Source organism: Stenotrophomonas sp. AC248 (assembly GCF_979258185.1).
Genome location: NZ_OZ409840.1, coordinates 3661687 through 3676919, shown reverse-complemented (window position 1 = coordinate 3676919; position 15233 = coordinate 3661687). Strand labels below are relative to the sequence as shown.

General features: G+C 64.9%; 14 protein-coding genes. All 14 read right to left on the bottom strand.

Features of this window, described 5'->3' with window-relative positions:
• Positions 1-43: 43 nt before the first annotated feature.
• Positions 44-550 carry an META domain-containing protein gene (locus ACZ0AE_RS16555; RefSeq protein ID WP_463601648.1) on the bottom strand — a complete coding sequence of 169 codons (507 nt, stop codon included), beginning with the start codon at positions 548-550 and terminating at the stop codon, positions 44-46.
• Positions 547-2115, bottom strand: coding sequence for a hypothetical protein (locus ACZ0AE_RS16550; RefSeq protein ID WP_463601647.1), 1569 nt, complete (start codon positions 2113-2115; stop codon positions 547-549). Before ACZ0AE_RS16550 ends, ACZ0AE_RS16555 begins: the two co-directional genes overlap by 4 nt.
• Positions 2112-4013 carry a T6SS phospholipase effector Tle1-like catalytic domain-containing protein gene (locus tag ACZ0AE_RS16545; protein ID WP_463601646.1) on the bottom strand — a complete coding sequence of 634 codons (1902 nt, stop codon included), beginning with the start codon at positions 4011-4013 and terminating at the stop codon, positions 2112-2114. Before ACZ0AE_RS16545 ends, ACZ0AE_RS16550 begins: the two co-directional genes overlap by 4 nt.
• A gap of 37 nt (positions 4014-4050) precedes the next feature.
• Positions 4051-4551 carry a DUF3304 domain-containing protein gene (locus ACZ0AE_RS16540; protein ID WP_463601645.1) on the bottom strand — a complete coding sequence of 167 codons (501 nt, stop codon included), beginning with the start codon at positions 4549-4551 and terminating at the stop codon, positions 4051-4053.
• Between the two features lie 175 nt (positions 4552-4726).
• The gene (locus ACZ0AE_RS16535) at positions 4727-5227 is read right to left on the bottom strand and encodes a DUF3304 domain-containing protein (protein WP_463601644.1); all 501 of its coding nucleotides are present in this window, start codon (positions 5225-5227) and stop codon (positions 4727-4729) included.
• 175 nt (positions 5228-5402) lie between these two features.
• Positions 5403-6110: a DUF3304 domain-containing protein gene (locus ACZ0AE_RS16530; RefSeq protein ID WP_463601643.1), complete on the bottom strand. Its 708-nt coding sequence runs from the start codon at positions 6108-6110 to the stop codon at positions 5403-5405.
• Complete coding sequence (locus tag ACZ0AE_RS16525) at positions 6107-6421, bottom strand: DUF3304 domain-containing protein (protein ID WP_463601642.1); 315 nt, start codon at positions 6419-6421, stop codon at positions 6107-6109. The genes ACZ0AE_RS16530 and ACZ0AE_RS16525 overlap by 4 nt, the downstream gene beginning before the upstream one ends.
• Complete coding sequence (locus tag ACZ0AE_RS16520) at positions 6418-7221, bottom strand: hypothetical protein (RefSeq protein WP_463601641.1); 804 nt, start codon at positions 7219-7221, stop codon at positions 6418-6420. Before ACZ0AE_RS16520 ends, ACZ0AE_RS16525 begins: the two co-directional genes overlap by 4 nt.
• A 49-nt stretch (positions 7222-7270) precedes the next feature.
• Positions 7271-7987 (bottom strand): hypothetical protein, encoded by a 717-nt coding sequence (locus tag ACZ0AE_RS16515; RefSeq protein ID WP_463601640.1) that lies wholly within the window; start codon positions 7985-7987, stop codon positions 7271-7273.
• 110 nt (positions 7988-8097) lie between these two features.
• Entirely contained in the window at positions 8098-8946 is an 849-nt protein-coding gene (locus tag ACZ0AE_RS16510) for a DUF4123 domain-containing protein (protein WP_463601639.1), read from the bottom strand.
• Complete coding sequence (locus tag ACZ0AE_RS16505) at positions 8943-11456, bottom strand: type VI secretion system Vgr family protein (protein ID WP_463601638.1); 2514 nt, start codon at positions 11454-11456, stop codon at positions 8943-8945. The genes ACZ0AE_RS16510 and ACZ0AE_RS16505 overlap by 4 nt, the downstream gene beginning before the upstream one ends.
• A gap of 349 nt (positions 11457-11805) precedes the next feature.
• The gene (gene phbB / locus ACZ0AE_RS16500; RefSeq protein ID WP_128097684.1) at positions 11806-12546 is read right to left on the bottom strand and encodes an acetoacetyl-CoA reductase; all 741 of its coding nucleotides are present in this window, start codon (positions 12544-12546) and stop codon (positions 11806-11808) included.
• A 25-nt stretch (positions 12547-12571) separates the two neighbouring features.
• A complete protein-coding gene (locus ACZ0AE_RS16495; protein WP_038691835.1) occupies positions 12572-13900 on the bottom strand; it encodes a CitMHS family transporter in 1329 nt (442 codons plus the stop codon).
• A 40-nt stretch (positions 13901-13940) separates the two neighbouring features.
• Positions 13941-15125 carry an OprO/OprP family phosphate-selective porin gene (locus ACZ0AE_RS16490; protein ID WP_081797136.1) on the bottom strand — a complete coding sequence of 395 codons (1185 nt, stop codon included), beginning with the start codon at positions 15123-15125 and terminating at the stop codon, positions 13941-13943.
• Positions 15126-15233: the final 108 nt, after the last annotated feature.

The following is a 15233-nucleotide window of genomic DNA, read 5'->3' as shown; positions in this document are numbered from 1 at the left end:
GCATACCGGGTGTTTCATGCCGGCCTCCGGGTCGTCGCGCGGTTCACCAATGCCCCTTCGGTGGCGTGCGATAGATCAGGGTTGCGGTGACCGTGTCGCCGTCCAGTACGTGGAGCAACGCGTCATCACTGGCCATCCGGTAGCCGGTCGCCGTGCTGAGCGCGGCGGCAAAGCGGTCGCCGATGTCGTCCATGCTGTCCTTGTGGCAGCGCGAGCCGGTGCGGACCAGGCCTTCCACGTTCAGCGTCGTGCCCTGTTGCCGGTACAGTGCGGTCATCGGCTGGCAGCCGGCGTAGCCGGTAAGGTGCTGGCCATCGGCTTCCAGGATGATGAAGCCCACGTGCGATTCCGGCGACACCGTCACTGCGGTGTGCGCGCCATTGCCGGGCAGGTCGTGCAGCTTCCACACCGTCCCCAGCAGCGGCTGCGGTGCTTCGGGTGTTTCAGGCCAGGTGTTCCAGATCTCCGGCAATGGGATAGGTTGCGGCTCGCAGGCGCTCATTGCGGTAACGGCGGCCAACAGAAGGGGCAGGGCGATGCAGGATTTCATGGCGCTCCAGAGAGGACTTGGCAATAGGAAGTGGGCAGGGGGCTGGCAGATGCCTGCGGCGGCGTTGCGGTGATCACCGGTTGCAGCAGCAGACCGCCGTTGCCGTCGGCAATGACCACGACATGCCGTCCTGGGCAGGCCGCTGCCAGTGCCAATGCGGCGCCGCCGGCGCCACTGCCCAGCGGACCCAGTCGCGTGGCCAGATCCACGGCACGTGCAGGGTCGTCGAGGTCCACCGGCGGCAACAGCCCGCGCAGGGCCAGCCGCAGCGCGACGGTGAGGGCCGCATCGGCGCGGCTGTCGTGCCACACGCGCCACGGCGCTTGATCGTCCGGCAGGCGAGCGCACAGCGCCTGCCAGCCGGCGGCGATCGCATGCTCGCATTCGAGGGCAGGCAATCGGTTGCCGTGCGCGTCGTGCAGCGGCAGGTGCAGGGGGGGCGGCAGGCGGGCCAGCACGGCCGCAGCGTCGTCCGCCTCCACCTGCTGGGTGCTCCAGGGCACCGGGTGCCAGGTGTCTTCGCCCAGCATGCGGGCAGCTCGGGCATGGTCAGCCAGCTCGGGATCGTCGGACGCCCTGTATGCCTTGAGCAACGCATCTACCGTCGCTGTCGGCAGCACCCGCGTCTGGGCTTCGTCCGGGGACAACGCGTGGACGCTGTCCATTTCCCTGCTCCACCACGCCATCGCCTGCCGGGCGCGTTTCCCATCGCTGCTATTGGCGTCCACCGCCTGCTGGCGCAGGGCGGCGGGCAGGCCGTCGCGGGTAATCCACAACACCACCACGCTGTCGTGCACGGGCGGGAGACGCGGTGCGTCCGGGTCTCGCCGTTGGCTGGAGTAGTGGCCGCGGATCAACTCACCGTCCACGCTCAACAGCACGGCGTTGCACAGCATTGGCGAAGCCGAGAACTGCGCGTGCAGGGCTTGCAGCACGGGCGCCAGCGATGGGCCATTCTGCTCCATGGCCCGCAGCAGCGGCGGGCGCACCGTGGCCTGGGCTGCCATCAGTCCGGGCCAGTCGGCGGCGGCGTAACGGCTGTCAGGGGTAAGGGTGGGGGCGAGCGTAAAGACCGGCACTGGGCCGGCGCTGGGCACGTTGCTCACCAGCATGTCCATCGCCTGTGCCAGGCGTACCTGCAGTGCCATGCCGCGCTCGGCCAGCGAGGCGCCGGGGTCGGGCAGGTCGTTGGCGAGCAGGGGGGCGTGCGACGTGGACGGGGTCAGTTGGGTGGCCAGGCACTCGGGTGGATGCTGCTCCAGGCGTGCGAAGCAGGCGCGTAGTTGCAGCGTGGGTTCGGTGGACGCCGCCGACGCCGCGCCGGCGGCGGCCGGGATGGGACTGGCGTCGCGATGGGATGGGCGAGCGGACCACGCCTGCACACCCCCATGCAGGCCGCGGCCCAGCAGGGCAAACGCGGCTGCGGCAACACTGCCCACCGCCCAGGGGCCCAGCGCGTCCAGGCGCTCGCCTGGTGGCAGGTCCAGCGCGTACCAGCCCATCAACAACGACCACGGTGCACAGAGAGCGTAGAAGACTCGCCGCCAGAGAGCTGCCGGGGTCATGACAGGCCGTCCTCGTGTGTGAGGCGTTTGGCGTCCCCGCGGGACGTCACCTCGCCGCGGGCGTTGTCTCGCGGCTTGAATACTGGCCGGAATATCTGCCGCCTGCGCAGATAGCTCCAACGCGGCTCGCGTCGCGAGATCAACGCCAGGCCATCCAGCATGTCCAGCTTTCCGTCCATGCTCGATGCAGGTTTGGCATCGGTGAAGATGGGCTTGTTACCCCGGCGATAGATCTCCAGTGCCCTGCGATCGGCGGTATTGAGCGGATCGACCGGCGGTAATGGATGCTCCTCGTCCATCCTGGGGTTGGCTTCACGCCGCTTCTCGTACGCCGGCAGCACCTTCTCGTGGTAGCGACTGCGACTGGCGATGTACTGTTTGTCTTTCTTCTCCAGCAGGGCGTGCATGTTCGTGTAGTCACGCTCGCATTGGGGATCGGTCAACACGAAGCCCGCGCGCGAGTCGTGCACGTACTGCGCCATGAAGGTGCTGACCGCCGTAGTGGGCGCGGGTGCACCCGCCCAGTAACGGTCGTACATCCGCAGGCACTGGTGCTCGCGTGTGATCGCGTTGACCGTGCCTGACTGCAGGAATCTCACCCTCAGACGGTCCGTGGTCTGGCTGAAGGGCTGGATATAGACGCCCAGCTCAGCATTGGCCTGGTCCAGGTTGATGTGGTCCTGCACCTGGGTGCCCTTGCAGTGGGTCATGAAGGGATGTGCGATAAACCGGGCACGCGGCAACACGTCTCTTCGCCACCCGATGTAGGTGACGTAGTGACTGTGCAGCAGGCGCATCAGCGGCGCCCCGCCGCGATGCTGTTGCAGCGTGGCTTGGTGAGCGTTGAAGCTGCGTTGTAGTTCGGGGGAGATGGCGAAGGCGTCGGTGAGCTGGGCATCCCCCAGCGCAGCCATCGGGATTAATGGTACTGCTGCTGCGCAGGCGCGTTCATACATATCGTTGAGTGGAATCTGCGACAGCATGTCGTACTGATCCTGTCGAACCTGATGCTGGCCGAGGTGGGTTCCTTTGCCCTGTGCGTTGGGTCCATATCCACCGCCCACGTCAGCATGCACGCCTGGGTACACGATTTCGATTCGGGGGCGTGCTTTCTCGCGTTCTACACCTATTGTGGTCAAGGGAAACGAGTTGCGGGCTTCGTGCCCAGCCACCATATGCACGCATTGCTCGACAAACTGGGGAATGATCATGTATTCCGGCTTTGCCCATCCCAAGTGGCCATTGAACGGAAACGGAAAGGAGTCTGCGAACGTCACCGAGGCAACCGTGTCGAACAGGCCCATGAAGCGGACCCTCAGTGGAATGCCGCACACCTGGGCCTGGCCATCACCCGTCCATTCGATGAGGTGATTCAGGAAGGCTCGCGCTGCTGCTGCGCCTCGTGAGAAACCAAACAGATCCAGGGTGATCATCGGGATCGTGGGCGCACCTGGCATTGGGTTGGCCAGCATTTCTTCCAGCTTGCGTCGCCAGACCTTGACCTGGGCTTTGTCCTGCACGGCGGCGCTGGTATCTGCGATGGTCTCCGGGACAATCACGTCCCCGGTGAGGATTCTTGCCAGCTCGTTAGCCATGTACAGAAAGGCGTAACGCAGGTGCAGGTCACCATTGGCGCCGCTCTGCGCGCCGTCCGGATGCGGCTCAACTTCGCCAATATGAGGGAATGGAGTTCCTACGCCTTGTACGTAGAGGCGGAACTGACCTTCTTCCTCCTTCTCACGGCAAGCATCGAAGAGTCTAACGACATTGCTGTGCGCACCTGTCGGTAGGTCTTCAATTCTGTGGTTTCGCGTTCCATCAAAGAAAACCGAGAATTGAACATTCATCCAGCACGGAACACCCTCCATGCCGACACTCGCCTTTGCGGGGTTGAACATTCGAGTTGCGGGTGCGTCTTCTGGGAGCCACGCTGTTTCAATCATCACGACCAATGCCTCTGCGATCGTTGAAGTTCTTATAGGGGAATTCAGCTCCTGGATAGTCAGGATGATTCGGGCCTTTCATGGACGGGATGACCAGCACTTCGTCATCAGCGAAGATGTGTAGCCAGGTACGCCCCACGTACGTGTACGGATGCACAGGAACGTCTTTCTCGACCCAACGGCACCCCTCATTCTGCGGAACGCCGGGAACATAGAAGGTGCCGCGCGCGCAGCGCCTCCATCTGACATTCACGGTCAACCCGGGATGCCAGCGCTGTGGCAGGCTGATGGCGCTGAGAACAGTACTGCCGCCGGTTCCGGCACTGTCTCCGCCCAGGCCATTGACATACACCGGGCGCACGAATGTGTCGGTCGGCTCGTAGTCCATTGACGTCAAGCTGCCGCCGACGCGCGCGTTGGGGTCCGAACTTCGTTCGGCGGGCTTGCAACTCGTCAAGGTGAGCACGACGGCGGCGAGCGCGGCTATGTGCATTGCACTGCGTCTAAGGTGGCCAGGGGACTTCATCAAGGCGCATGCGGAGGAGTCTGCTGGCTCGGTTCCCATGCAATGTGCGTTCCCAGGAGTCGTCAGGGAGTGCACATCCAGTGTGCGCGACACCAGCCGCACGCCAAAGAGCACCTTCGCTTCCTCAGGGAGCCAGGAGCATTCACTCATCACGGCCAATGCCTCTTCGCTCGTAGAAGTTCTTATAGGGGGGACGCGCGCCGGGATAGTCCGGATGCCTTGGGCCCAACATTGCCGGGATAACCAGCACCTGGTCATCAGCGAAGATGTGCAACCAGGTGGTGCCTACGTAGGTGTAGGGATGTACAGGAACGTCTTTCTCGACCCAGCGACACCCCTCATTCTGCGGAACGCCGGGAACATAGAAGGTTCCGCGCGCGCAGCGCCTCCATCTGACATTCACGGTCAGCCCGGGATGCCAGCGCTGTGGCAGGCTGATCGCGCTGAGAACAGTACTGCCGCCGGTTCCTGCGCTGTCTCCGCCCATGCCATTGACATAAACAGGGCGCACGAAGGTGTCGGTCGGCTCATAGTCCATCGAAGTCAAGCTGCCACCGACACGCGCGTTGGGGTCCGAACTTCGTTCGGCGGGCTTGCAGCTCGTCAAGGTGAGCACGACGGCGGCGAGCGCGGCTATGTGCATTGCACCGCGCCTATGGTGACTGGGAGACTTCACCAAGGCGCATGTGGAGGAATCTGCTGGCTCGGTTCCTATGCAATGTGCGTTCCCGGGAGTCGTCAGGGAGTGCGCATCCAGTGTGCGCGACACCCGCTGCATGCCAAAGATCACGTTCGCTTCCTCGGGGAGCCAGGAGCATTCATTCATCACGGCCAATGCCTCTTCGCTCGTAGAAGTTCTTATAAGGGGGACGCGCGCCGGGATAGTCCGGATGCCTTGGGCCCAACATTGCCGGGATAACCAGCACCTGGTCATCAGCGAAGATGTGCAACCAGGTGGTGCCTACGTAGGTGTAGGGATGTACAGGAACGTCTTTCTCGACCCAGCGGCAAGCCTCTTCTTCCGTTTCCGGCTTGTCCGCATAGAAAGCTCTGCATCGGCGCCATTTGACAGTTACGGTCAGCCCCGGACACCAACGCTGTGGCAGGCTGATCGCGCTGAGAACAGTACTGCCGCCGGTTCCGGCGCTGTCCCCGCCCAGACCATTGACATAAACAGGGCGCACGAAGGTGTCGGTCGGCTCATAGTCCATCGACGTCAAGCTGCCGCCGACGCGTGCGTTGGGGTCTGAACTTCGCTCCAGAGGCGTACAGCCCGCCATAGTGAGAGCCGCAACTGCGAATGCGGCTGAATGGAGTGCGTCGTGCTTACGGCGACGCCAGTATTCAATCACTGCGTGTCCGCAGGATTCTTCTCTTTCGATGTCCTTCAGGTGTGCCATATCGGGGCGCATTGACACTTGAAAGTGCGCGAAAACTGGCGCCCGCTCGCTATCGACGCTCGCCTCCGAGGGGGTGTAAGTTCGCGTTGCGGCCGTGTTCTCAAACGCCCGGGAGTATTCACTCATAGCGGCCAGCTCCTCTGTCTTTCTTGGACGTCCTTGCTGGAGTGCCCAGGCCCTGGGTAGCCCTGATGATTCGGCGCCTTCACAGAAGCGATCACCAACATCTGGTCGTCAGGGAAGATGTGCAGCCAGTTATCTGCATGTGTGCACCGTTGAATCGATGCACCCTTTTCAACCCACCTGCACCCTCTCTCCCGTGGCTGATCGAATGTGTGACTATCCGGGCGGGTGGGGCGGCACCATTTGACGCGCAGACCCAAGCCTGGTTGCCACTTCCGCGGCAGGTCGCGATGGAAGCGGTGCCTACTGATCACGTTGGCAGGGCTGCCATCGATGAGGAAGGTTCCAATGGCTGTGGCGCCACATCCATAGTCCAGCAGATCAGGCTGTCGCCCACCTGCGTAGAGACGTGCTGCTTCAAAATGTAATGACGCGCTGGTGCGATGCTTACAGCTAATGCCGCAGCGCAGATGACCATAAGCCAAAGCAGGATCTTCATGTCCTGGCCGATTCCTGCGCGCCGACTGGCAGCGGTCTGGCCGGCTTCGGTGTTCTGTTGAGTTCCGGTGATTGCGGCGGTCCGTTGGGCCCTCTCAAGCAGCGCGCTGTAAGCGATGCGTTCTGCCACGTCCTGCCGAACGCCACGAGCAACTGAGTTGTATAGCGCCAGCACCAGAACGGTGACGACCGTCATGAAGGGCAGGGCTACCACATGCAATGCATAAAGGCCCAGCGGTCCACCGCCTACCCAGCCCAGCATCAGCAGGAATGCCGCGAGCCATACGCTGAAGGCTGCACGGACAATGGGTGATCGTCTGAAACGAGCCTTGTGGACATCGCTGAATGTTTGCCGCACCCCGTTGATGAAGAGAAAGATGGTTGCAAACCCAACAGTCCGCCATTCCAGCGATACGTCGCTCCCGTCACGTTGCTGCCACAGCATTGCTGTCGTGATCAATGCAGCCAATGCTACGTCCACCCCGAGCCAGGCCAGCTGCGCGTAGTCCTGCTGCTCGAGCCCTTCTTGGGTCACATTGGCTTGGCCATCACTATCCGATGCTGGTTGCTCCGCTGGCTGGGTGGATGAGGCATCAGGCGGCTGAGACGTGGTCATGCGCGCTCCTTTTCAACTGCTGATTGAATGACGGACGATCCAGTAATGTTCATTCATTCCTCCCGAGTTCTTGTTGTCGATGGATGTGCTCCTCGACGCTGTCCGCATCGGCATGGCGTGCATCATCCGGTGTAGAAGTGCTCGGAATCGTCCGCAAGTGGTCTTCAGGGACGGCGTTCAACGCTGTATCGGCGCGGTAACGCGCCGATATGGCGCCGGCAATAATGAGCAACAGCAGGATTCCGAGCATCCAGAAGGGTGAGTTGCCGTCGCTGCTGCGGCCCTGCGGCATCCCGCTGCCAGGCTCCTCCGACGATAGCCCGGACTCAGTCGGATCGGACGCGGTGTCCCGTCGTGCTTTTTCAGCTGCGGCGGACGCAGTCTGCCGCGCCGCCTCGGTGCTGAGAGCGCGCGCAAAAAGGAAATGCACTGCTGCCACGGCAATCGTTGTTCCGGCGGCGAACGGCAATGCAAGGAGCGGCCAGATGTATAGGCGTAGTGGTTCCTCGGCGAGCCAGCCGATGAACAACACCCACGCAAGAAGCCACGCGCCGGAGGATACGCGCAGGAGTGAAGATTGCTGGAATCTGAGGGCATTGGCGTCCTTGATCGTGTCTCGAACACCGTTGCTCATGAGAAGCGAAGGCACGAAGGTGCAGAAGAACCAGGTTCCTGGGTCTTCGCTTTCTGGTGCTGATAGCCACACGATTGTTGCTGCCATAAACGTAGCTGTAACCACGTCCACGCCGTACCACATCAGGTCCATTGCCTCTGTTGATGCGTCATCTTCGACAGGCTCCCTGCTTGCGCCAAGAAGCGGTGGGCTGTGATCTTCTGCTGGTTCTGGTGGTGTAGTCTCAGGGCGCTCGGGGTCTGTCATTTCGGATCCTCGTCAAAGGTGATTGTGTCGGCGGGTGCATCCGAGGCCGCCCCATCGATCAGCGCGCTCCACAGCGCATCACCGCGCAACGCCAACGCGTGCACCGGGTGCCCATCCAGTGGCATGGAGCAGCCTCCCGCCATCAGCGCGAATGCGATCCAGCTCACCTGGTCCGGCGCTTCCACATACCCCGCGGCCACCGCTGCCCGCTGCACCTGCGTGGCGACGGCGTGTCTGCGCTCGCGCGAGGTCAGCGATGCGGCGTACCGCACATGTCCTTTAAGGCTGTGCAGCAGCTGGTCCACCCCGCTGTGCTCTGCCAGTGCCTCGCGCTGCGCATCGGTCCAGCCCGCCGTTGTGCCCGGCTCAAGGGACAACGGTTCGGGCAGCGCAAGCGCCAACGCTTCACCATCGCGGTCAGCCAGCCACCAGCCACGCCACGGCATGCAGAAGGCAGCCCGCTGCGCTGGAGTCCACACCGTCATGGCCGCACGCAGCACGCGACCATCGGCCAGGCGGGTGTAGTGCAGCCCGCGCGGGTGGCCATCGCGCAGCCAGTGGCGCAGGTGGTTGGCCGCGTCTGGCAGCGCCAGCGCACTGACCAGCCAGTTCACGCCTGGGCCACTACCGTCCAGCCCCATTGCCTGTGCCTGCGCTGGCGACAGCAACCACGGGCCAAGCGCCTGCGCATCCTCGGGCAGGTCGTCAAACAACGAGATGCCCGCGCCCGGCGTGCGGGCCAGCCGGACGCCGGCGGCGTGTTGCATGGCGCCGTCCACGAGCACGCAGGGCGTCACCCCGTGGGTGGCCAATGCGGCATGGCACGCAGGCGGCAGGGGATTCATGCCGCGCCTGCCAGATTGACCGCCGCGCTGCCGCGCATGGCCGCCATGGCCAGGCAGGGCAGGCATACCGGCGGAATCGGCGCAGCCACCACGGCGCGCTGCCACTGCTCGGTGCGCGGCCCATCCCAGTCATGGCTGGCACCATGGAACGCGATGGCGTCCTTGCTACCCCCGGTCACGCCCCCGCCCACGCGCAGGAAGCTGCCGTCGGCCGCCACCAGGCGGATCACCGGTGCGGCCAGCACGATCTCACCGTTCTCGGCACTGATCTGCACGCCTTGCAGCGCATGCGCCTGGATTTCCGCACTGCGCGCCTGCACCGCCACGTGCCCGGCGTTGGCGATGGTGCTGATGCCGCCGTCACGGGCAAACAGCGACAGGCCTTGGCCCGCCTGCAGGTGCATGCGCTCGCCGCTCGTCTGCTGCAGGCTGCCGGTGGCAATTACATCGTGGTGTCCTTGGCTGACGTGCAACTGCGAGGCCGGGGTGGCGCTTACCAGGCCAGCAGCGGCCGATACGGCGATTACAGGTGCCTGGCCGCCCTGGTCGCCCCAGCCGCGCAGTGCCTCGGCAAGTGCCTGCTGCGGGGCAGTGGCCGGTGCGCCCGCCTGCTGTTCGATGGCCAGGGTGGCCAGGTCCTCGAACACACGGCGGCAATCGTCCAGAAGGCCCTGCAGTTCCTGGCGGTCCAACTGGTGGCCCTGCGCGCGCTGGCGGCCGTGGCTGCTCAGCAGCAGGCCCTGCGCCGAGCGCAGCGCCAGGGCGGCATCGGTGCGCAGCTCTGCGCCTTCGCCGCGCGGACTTGCCTGGCCGTCGGTGCGCGGGCCGTGCAGGTGTCCCAGGTGCAGCGCGCTGTCATGCGGGCTCGCGCGCAGCGTGGTGGCTAGCTGGCCGGTGCTGTCGTCAAAGATCAACTCGCCATGTGCGTCACCTGCATGTTCCTGCGAGCGGATGCCGGACAGGGCGCGGTTGCCCGGCAAGTGCCCAACCCCGGCGAAGCGGGGTGTCGCATGGCGCCCGTTGTAGAGGACGCCGGTCACCAGCGGCCGGTCGATATCGCCGTGCAGGAAGGTGACCAGCACCTCCTGACCGATACGCGGCAGGAACTGGTGTCCAAAGCCATCGCCCGCGCTGGGCAGGGCGACGCGCACCCAGGTGGAGGCGCGGGCATCTTCGGTGTGCCCTTCGGGGTGGTCCTGTGGGCGCTGCCAGTGGAAACAGATCCGAATGCGGCCCAGCGTATCGGTATGCACCGTCTCGCCGGGTGGGCCGACCACGGTGGCGGTCTGGGGGCCGTTGGCGGTGGGGCGGTGCAGGCGGTCGGCGTACGCGGGTACCACCGTCTGGTCATGCGGCACTGCGCGGAACCGGGTGCGACACTGGCCGGGCGTGGGACCCTCGCCATCGCCGGTAGGCACCGCGTCGGGCAGGTTGTTGCACGCCTCCAGATGGATGCCCGTGACCAGAAAACTGCGAGCGGCACTTTCTGGGGCCGCATACAGCGGGTGCTGCTCGATGATAACGGCGTCGCCGGTGGCCAGGCTGCGCAACTGCCCCTCGCCCAGCCATGTGCGTGCGCGCAGCTCCCGCGCCTGCATGCGCAGGCGCGCATAGCGATCAAGGTCCTGGTTGCCATTCGCGTAGTAGAGCGTCTGCGCCTCATGCGCCTGCAATCCCAGTGTGGCGTCACTGGCCGGCAGGTCGCGGTGCAGCGCAGTGTCGTCGCTGCCCTGCAGAACCTGCGCGCTGGCGTAGTCATAGCTGGACAACGTCACGGTCGACGGCACCAGGTGTTGACGCGCCTGCCACTGCTGCAGATCGTCGTCGCGGTCCTCGGTGAGTGCGCTGCGATACCGCAGTGGCCGGGCACGGCCCGGGTCGAACAGACTGCTGTCGCTCAGGTGCAGGCAGTGCCGTGGCTGCAGCTGATCCACGTTGAAGTGGAAGTGGTAACTGATCCCTTCTTCGGCAAGCACGCGCTCTATGAAGGCATGGTCGCTCTCATTGAACTGCACGCAGTAGGAGCGCGGAGGATGCTCGCGCAGCAGCTGGCGCGTGTGCTCGAACGCGGCGGCAATGCGTGGATTGCGGTGCCGGTGTTCGTCCAGGATCAGCGCCACGATGTCGGGCACGCTGATGTCCTGAAAGACCCGGCAGGCGCGGCGGTGCGCCAGCAGAGCCAGCGCCGAGCCGATCTGCAGGTTCACCTGCGGCAGGCCGCCATGCAGGCCTGCGCGGTGCGCGCCAGTGATGATGCCGGTCAGCCAGCGTCGCCGGCCTTGCGCGCTGATGAGCCCGACACCGATGGAGCGGCCGAGCAGCGCGCTGGTGTCGAGATCGGGACGGGAGGCGACGCACGCGGCGGTGAGCTGGAGATCGCCGCTGAGGCTGTCGCGGTACTCGATGCGCTGCGGGAGCAGCGGAGCAGGGCTGGCCTCCGGCCCCCACACGATGTCGATCAAGCGATGCTGCGAGTGGGCCTTTGAGGCTGCTGCGATTCCATGCGACATGCGGGAGTCCTTCTAATCCACTGACCACGAAAACGTGGCTGATTCTGTAGATGGATTAGAAGCGAAGCGGGTCAGTGCGGGTAGCTGGAGAGTGTCGCATCCAGCGTGATTTTCGCTGGGAAAACGTGCAAGACGGTTGATGTGTGACTGTGGTCACCCGACTTGTGCGCAGGCCAACGAGCGGCGCCGATAGGCATCGATCGTTTGATGTTGCGGGGCCGTGGCGTTTCATGGCGTGTCGACCAACGGTGAACACGCGCCGGTGTGGCGTACAAAAAAAGCCGCAACGCCTCGCAGCGTCGCGGCCACCTCGTGGGGGAGGTCACGCGTCAACTTAACGCGTCAAACATCAGAACATGTGCAGCCCACCGTTCACCGCGTAATCCGCGCCGGTCACATACGCCGCATCATCCGATGCCAGCCACGCGCACAGGCTGGCCACTTCTTCCGGCTTGCCCAGGCGGCGGATCGGTACCGAGCCGGCCAACCGGTCCAGCACGTCCGGCGGGAAACTGCTGATCGACTGGCTGGCGATGTAGCCCGGCGAAATCGTATTGACCGTCACCCCGCGCGTGGCTACTTCATTGGCCAGCGCCCGGCTGAACCCATGCATGGCCGCCTTCGCGGTGGCGAAATTGACCTGGCCGATCTGGCCCTTGTGCGCGCTCACCGAGCCGATGTTCACGATCCGGCCCCAGCCCCGCGCGGCCATGCCGTCGATGACCTGCTTGGTGATGTTGAACAGCGCATGCAGGTTCGAGCCCATCACCGCGTTCCAGTCGTCCGGGCTCATCTGCCGGAACAACACGTCGCGGCTGCCGCCGGCGTTGTTGACCAGCACGTCGATCTCGCCGACCTCAGCCTTGACCTTGGCGAAGGCGGCCACGGTGGAGGACCAGTCCGCGGCGTTGCCCTCGGAGGCGATGAAATCGAAGCCCAGCTCGCGCTGTTCGCGCAGCCAGCCGGCCTTGCGCGGCGAGTTCGGTGCGCAACCGGCCACCACGGTGTGGCCGTTGCGGGCCAGCTTCTGGCAGATGGCAGTGCCGACACTGCCCATACCGCTGGTGACGTAGGCGATGCGAAGGGTCATGGCAGAACGCTCCTTGGTAGGCGGATCAGGACGCAAGCGGGTACAGGCCGAACAGCAGGCCGCCGAGCATCAGCAGCATCGAGATGGCGATGGCCCACTTCAGGGTGAACTTCTGGTGGTCGGCGAACTCCACCTTGGCCAGGCCCACCAGCAGGTAGGTCGAGGGCACCAGCGGGCTGAGCAGGTGCACCGGCTGCCCGGCCAGCGAGGCGCGGGCCATTTCCACCGGGGTGATGCCGTAGTTGCCGGCGGCCTCGGACAGGATCGGCAGCACGCCGAAGTAGAAGGCGTCGTTGGACATGAAGAAGGTGAACGGCATCGAGGCGATCGCGGTGATCACCGCCAGGTACGGGCCCCAGCTGTCGGGGATGATCGCCAGGAAGCTGTGCGACATCGCCTCCACCATGCCGGTGTTGTTGAGGATGCCGGTGAAGATGCCGGCGGCGAAGATCAGCGCCACCACCGACAGCACATTGCCGGCATGGTTGACCACGCGGCGGCGCTGCTCGGCCAGGTTGGGGTAGTTGATCACCAGCGCGATCGCAAAGCCGACCATGAACAGCACCGGCATTGGCAGCACGCCCATGATCAGCGCGGTCATCAGCGCCAGGGTGAGCGCCAGGTTCACCCACAGCAGCTTCGGCCGCTTGGTGTCTTCGGCGTCTTCCACCGTGGGCAGCGCGTTCCCGTCATCGGACACGCTGTTGTCCATCCAGCTGCCACCCTGCGGCAGGCTCACCACGCCGAGCCGGCGGCGCTCCTTCAGGCCCAGGTACCAGGCCAGCAGCAGCACGCCCGCGCAGGCGATCACCATCGAGGGAATCAGCGGCACGAACACGTCGGCCGGGTCCACGTGCAACGCGGTGGCCGCACGCGCGGTTGGCCCGCCCCACGGGGTGAGGTTCATCACGCCACCGGCAAGGATGGTCACGCAGGTCATGTTCAGCGCGTTCATGCCCAGCCGCTGGTACAGCGGCAGCATCGCCGACACGGTGATCATGTAGGTGGTCGAGCCATCGCCGTCGAGCGAGATCAGCATCGCCAGGATCGCGGTGCCGAGCACGATCTTCATCGGGTCGCCCTTGACGAAGCGCAGGATGATCCGCACCAGCGGGTCGAACAGGCCCGCATCGATCATCACCCCGAAGTACAGGATGGCGAACATCAGCATCACGCCGGTGGGCGCGATCTTCTTGATGCCCTCCAGCATCATCTCGTCGATGTCGGCACCGAAGCCGCCCAGCAGCGCGAAGATGATCGGAATGGTGATGAGGGCAACCAGCGGCGACAGCCGCTTGCTCATGATCAAATACATGAATGTAATGACCATGCCAAAGCCGAGGATGCTCAGCATCATCTGCAGACTCCTGGAAGGGAAAGACGGAAGGGAAGGCTCAGAAATCGAACTGCAGGCGGCCGGTCACCGCGCGGGTGCGGTCCACCGTGGTTGCGGTCAGGCGGTCGCGGTTGCGGCTTTCGATCAGGTTGAGCATGAAGCGCAGGTTCGGGCGCATGTACCAGTTGCCGCCCAGCGTCCATGCCTCGGTCTGTGCATCGCGCAGGTCCGGCTGGCCGATCAGGTGCTGGTCGCCGCGCATCTGGTCGTAGCGCAGTGCCAGCTCGAAGGCGCCTGCCTTGTGCTGGAAATCCTTGACCCGACCGAAGCGGCCGGTCTTGCGGTCGTACACGCGCGACTCGCCGGTGACGAACCAGCTGACCAGGCCGTAGCCGGCCAGCACCTTGCCGCGCTGGCTGCCGTCGTCGAAGGTGGCACCGCTGAACTCGCCCTGCCAGGACAGCGGGCCGCGCACCTGCGCGTACTCCAGCGACCACTTGTTGACGTCGGTGTCGCGGCCGGCCGAGAAATCGACCAGGGTCAGGCGGCTGTTGTCGGACAGGTGGCCGGCCGGGCGCGGGCGGATCTTCAGCCCGGGCACACCGTTGGCGCCGGGGTTGTCGTAGCGCTCGTGGGCCAGCGACAGGCCCAGGTGCAGCACCTCCCCAGCGGTGGCGCCCGGTGCCCAGGTGGCACGGCCACCGGCGGCGCGGCCCTTGACCTGCCAGGCGTCGATGCTCTCCAGGCTGTAGGCGCTGGCTGCCCAGGTCATGTCGCCGCGCGCGGCCTGCCACGAGGCGCCCAACCGGTACAGCGGGGCCAGCGTGGTGCCGGCATTGCCGCGCTCCAGGAAGGTGCCGTAGTTGGAGCTGGTGCGATCGTCCAGCGAGAAGAACTGCTTGAACTGGCCCACGGTGAGCTTGCCGGCGTCACCGAAGCTGCGGCTGACGAAGACGTCCTTGGCCTCCACCCGGTCGCCGGAGACGTCGGCTTCCAGCTTGTAGTCGACCACGAAGAACTTGCCCGACACATCCAGCCAGGCGCGGCGGATCTCGGTGTCGTCCTTGTTCGGGGTGCCCCGGCCATCGTTGCTGAAATCGGCGAAATCCAGGTGCAGGCGGCCGCCGACGGTGGCGGTGACCGGGCGGTCGTCGTCGTTGTCCTCGGCGGCCCAGACCGGCGCGGTCAGCAACAGCAGGGTGCAGGCAGCCGGCGTGCGCCAGCGCAGTGAGTTCAGTTCCACGGACCCTCCCAGGTACGTCAGTGCGGTGATGTCGCCAATGGCGTGGCAGGGGACTGCGACGCGATGGCGCAGCCTAGTGCCGCGAAGCTGTCATCCACCTGTCAGGGG

Excerpts from the sequence above, each read along its gene's own strand:
- ACZ0AE_RS16555 (WP_463601648.1), bottom strand. The coding sequence starts at position 550 with ATGAAATCCTGCATCGCCCTGCCCCTTCTGTTGGCCGCCGTTACCGCA.
- ACZ0AE_RS16550 (WP_463601647.1), bottom strand. The coding sequence starts at position 2,115 with ATGACCCCGGCAGCTCTCTGGCGGCGAGTCTTCTACGCTCTCTGTGCA.
- ACZ0AE_RS16545 (WP_463601646.1), bottom strand. The coding sequence starts at position 4,013 with ATGTTCAACCCCGCAAAGGCGAGTGTCGGCATGGAGGGTGTTCCGTGC.
- ACZ0AE_RS16540 (WP_463601645.1), bottom strand. The coding sequence starts at position 4,551 with ATGCACATAGCCGCGCTCGCCGCCGTCGTGCTCACCTTGACGAGTTGC.
- ACZ0AE_RS16535 (WP_463601644.1), bottom strand. The coding sequence starts at position 5,227 with ATGCACATAGCCGCGCTCGCCGCCGTCGTGCTCACCTTGACGAGCTGC.
- ACZ0AE_RS16530 (WP_463601643.1), bottom strand. The coding sequence starts at position 6,110 with ATGAGTGAATACTCCCGGGCGTTTGAGAACACGGCCGCAACGCGAACT.
- ACZ0AE_RS16520 (WP_463601641.1), bottom strand. The coding sequence starts at position 7,221 with ATGACCACGTCTCAGCCGCCTGATGCCTCATCCACCCAGCCAGCGGAG.
- ACZ0AE_RS16515 (WP_463601640.1), bottom strand. The coding sequence starts at position 7,987 with ATGGACCTGATGTGGTACGGCGTGGACGTGGTTACAGCTACGTTTATG.
- ACZ0AE_RS16510 (WP_463601639.1), bottom strand. The coding sequence starts at position 8,946 with ATGAATCCCCTGCCGCCTGCGTGCCATGCCGCATTGGCCACCCACGGG.
- ACZ0AE_RS16505 (WP_463601638.1), bottom strand. The coding sequence starts at position 11,456 with ATGTCGCATGGAATCGCAGCAGCCTCAAAGGCCCACTCGCAGCATCGC.
- phbB (WP_128097684.1), bottom strand. The coding sequence starts at position 12,546 with ATGACCCTTCGCATCGCCTACGTCACCAGCGGTATGGGCAGTGTCGGC.
- ACZ0AE_RS16495 (WP_038691835.1), bottom strand. The coding sequence starts at position 13,900 with ATGCTGAGCATCCTCGGCTTTGGCATGGTCATTACATTCATGTATTTG.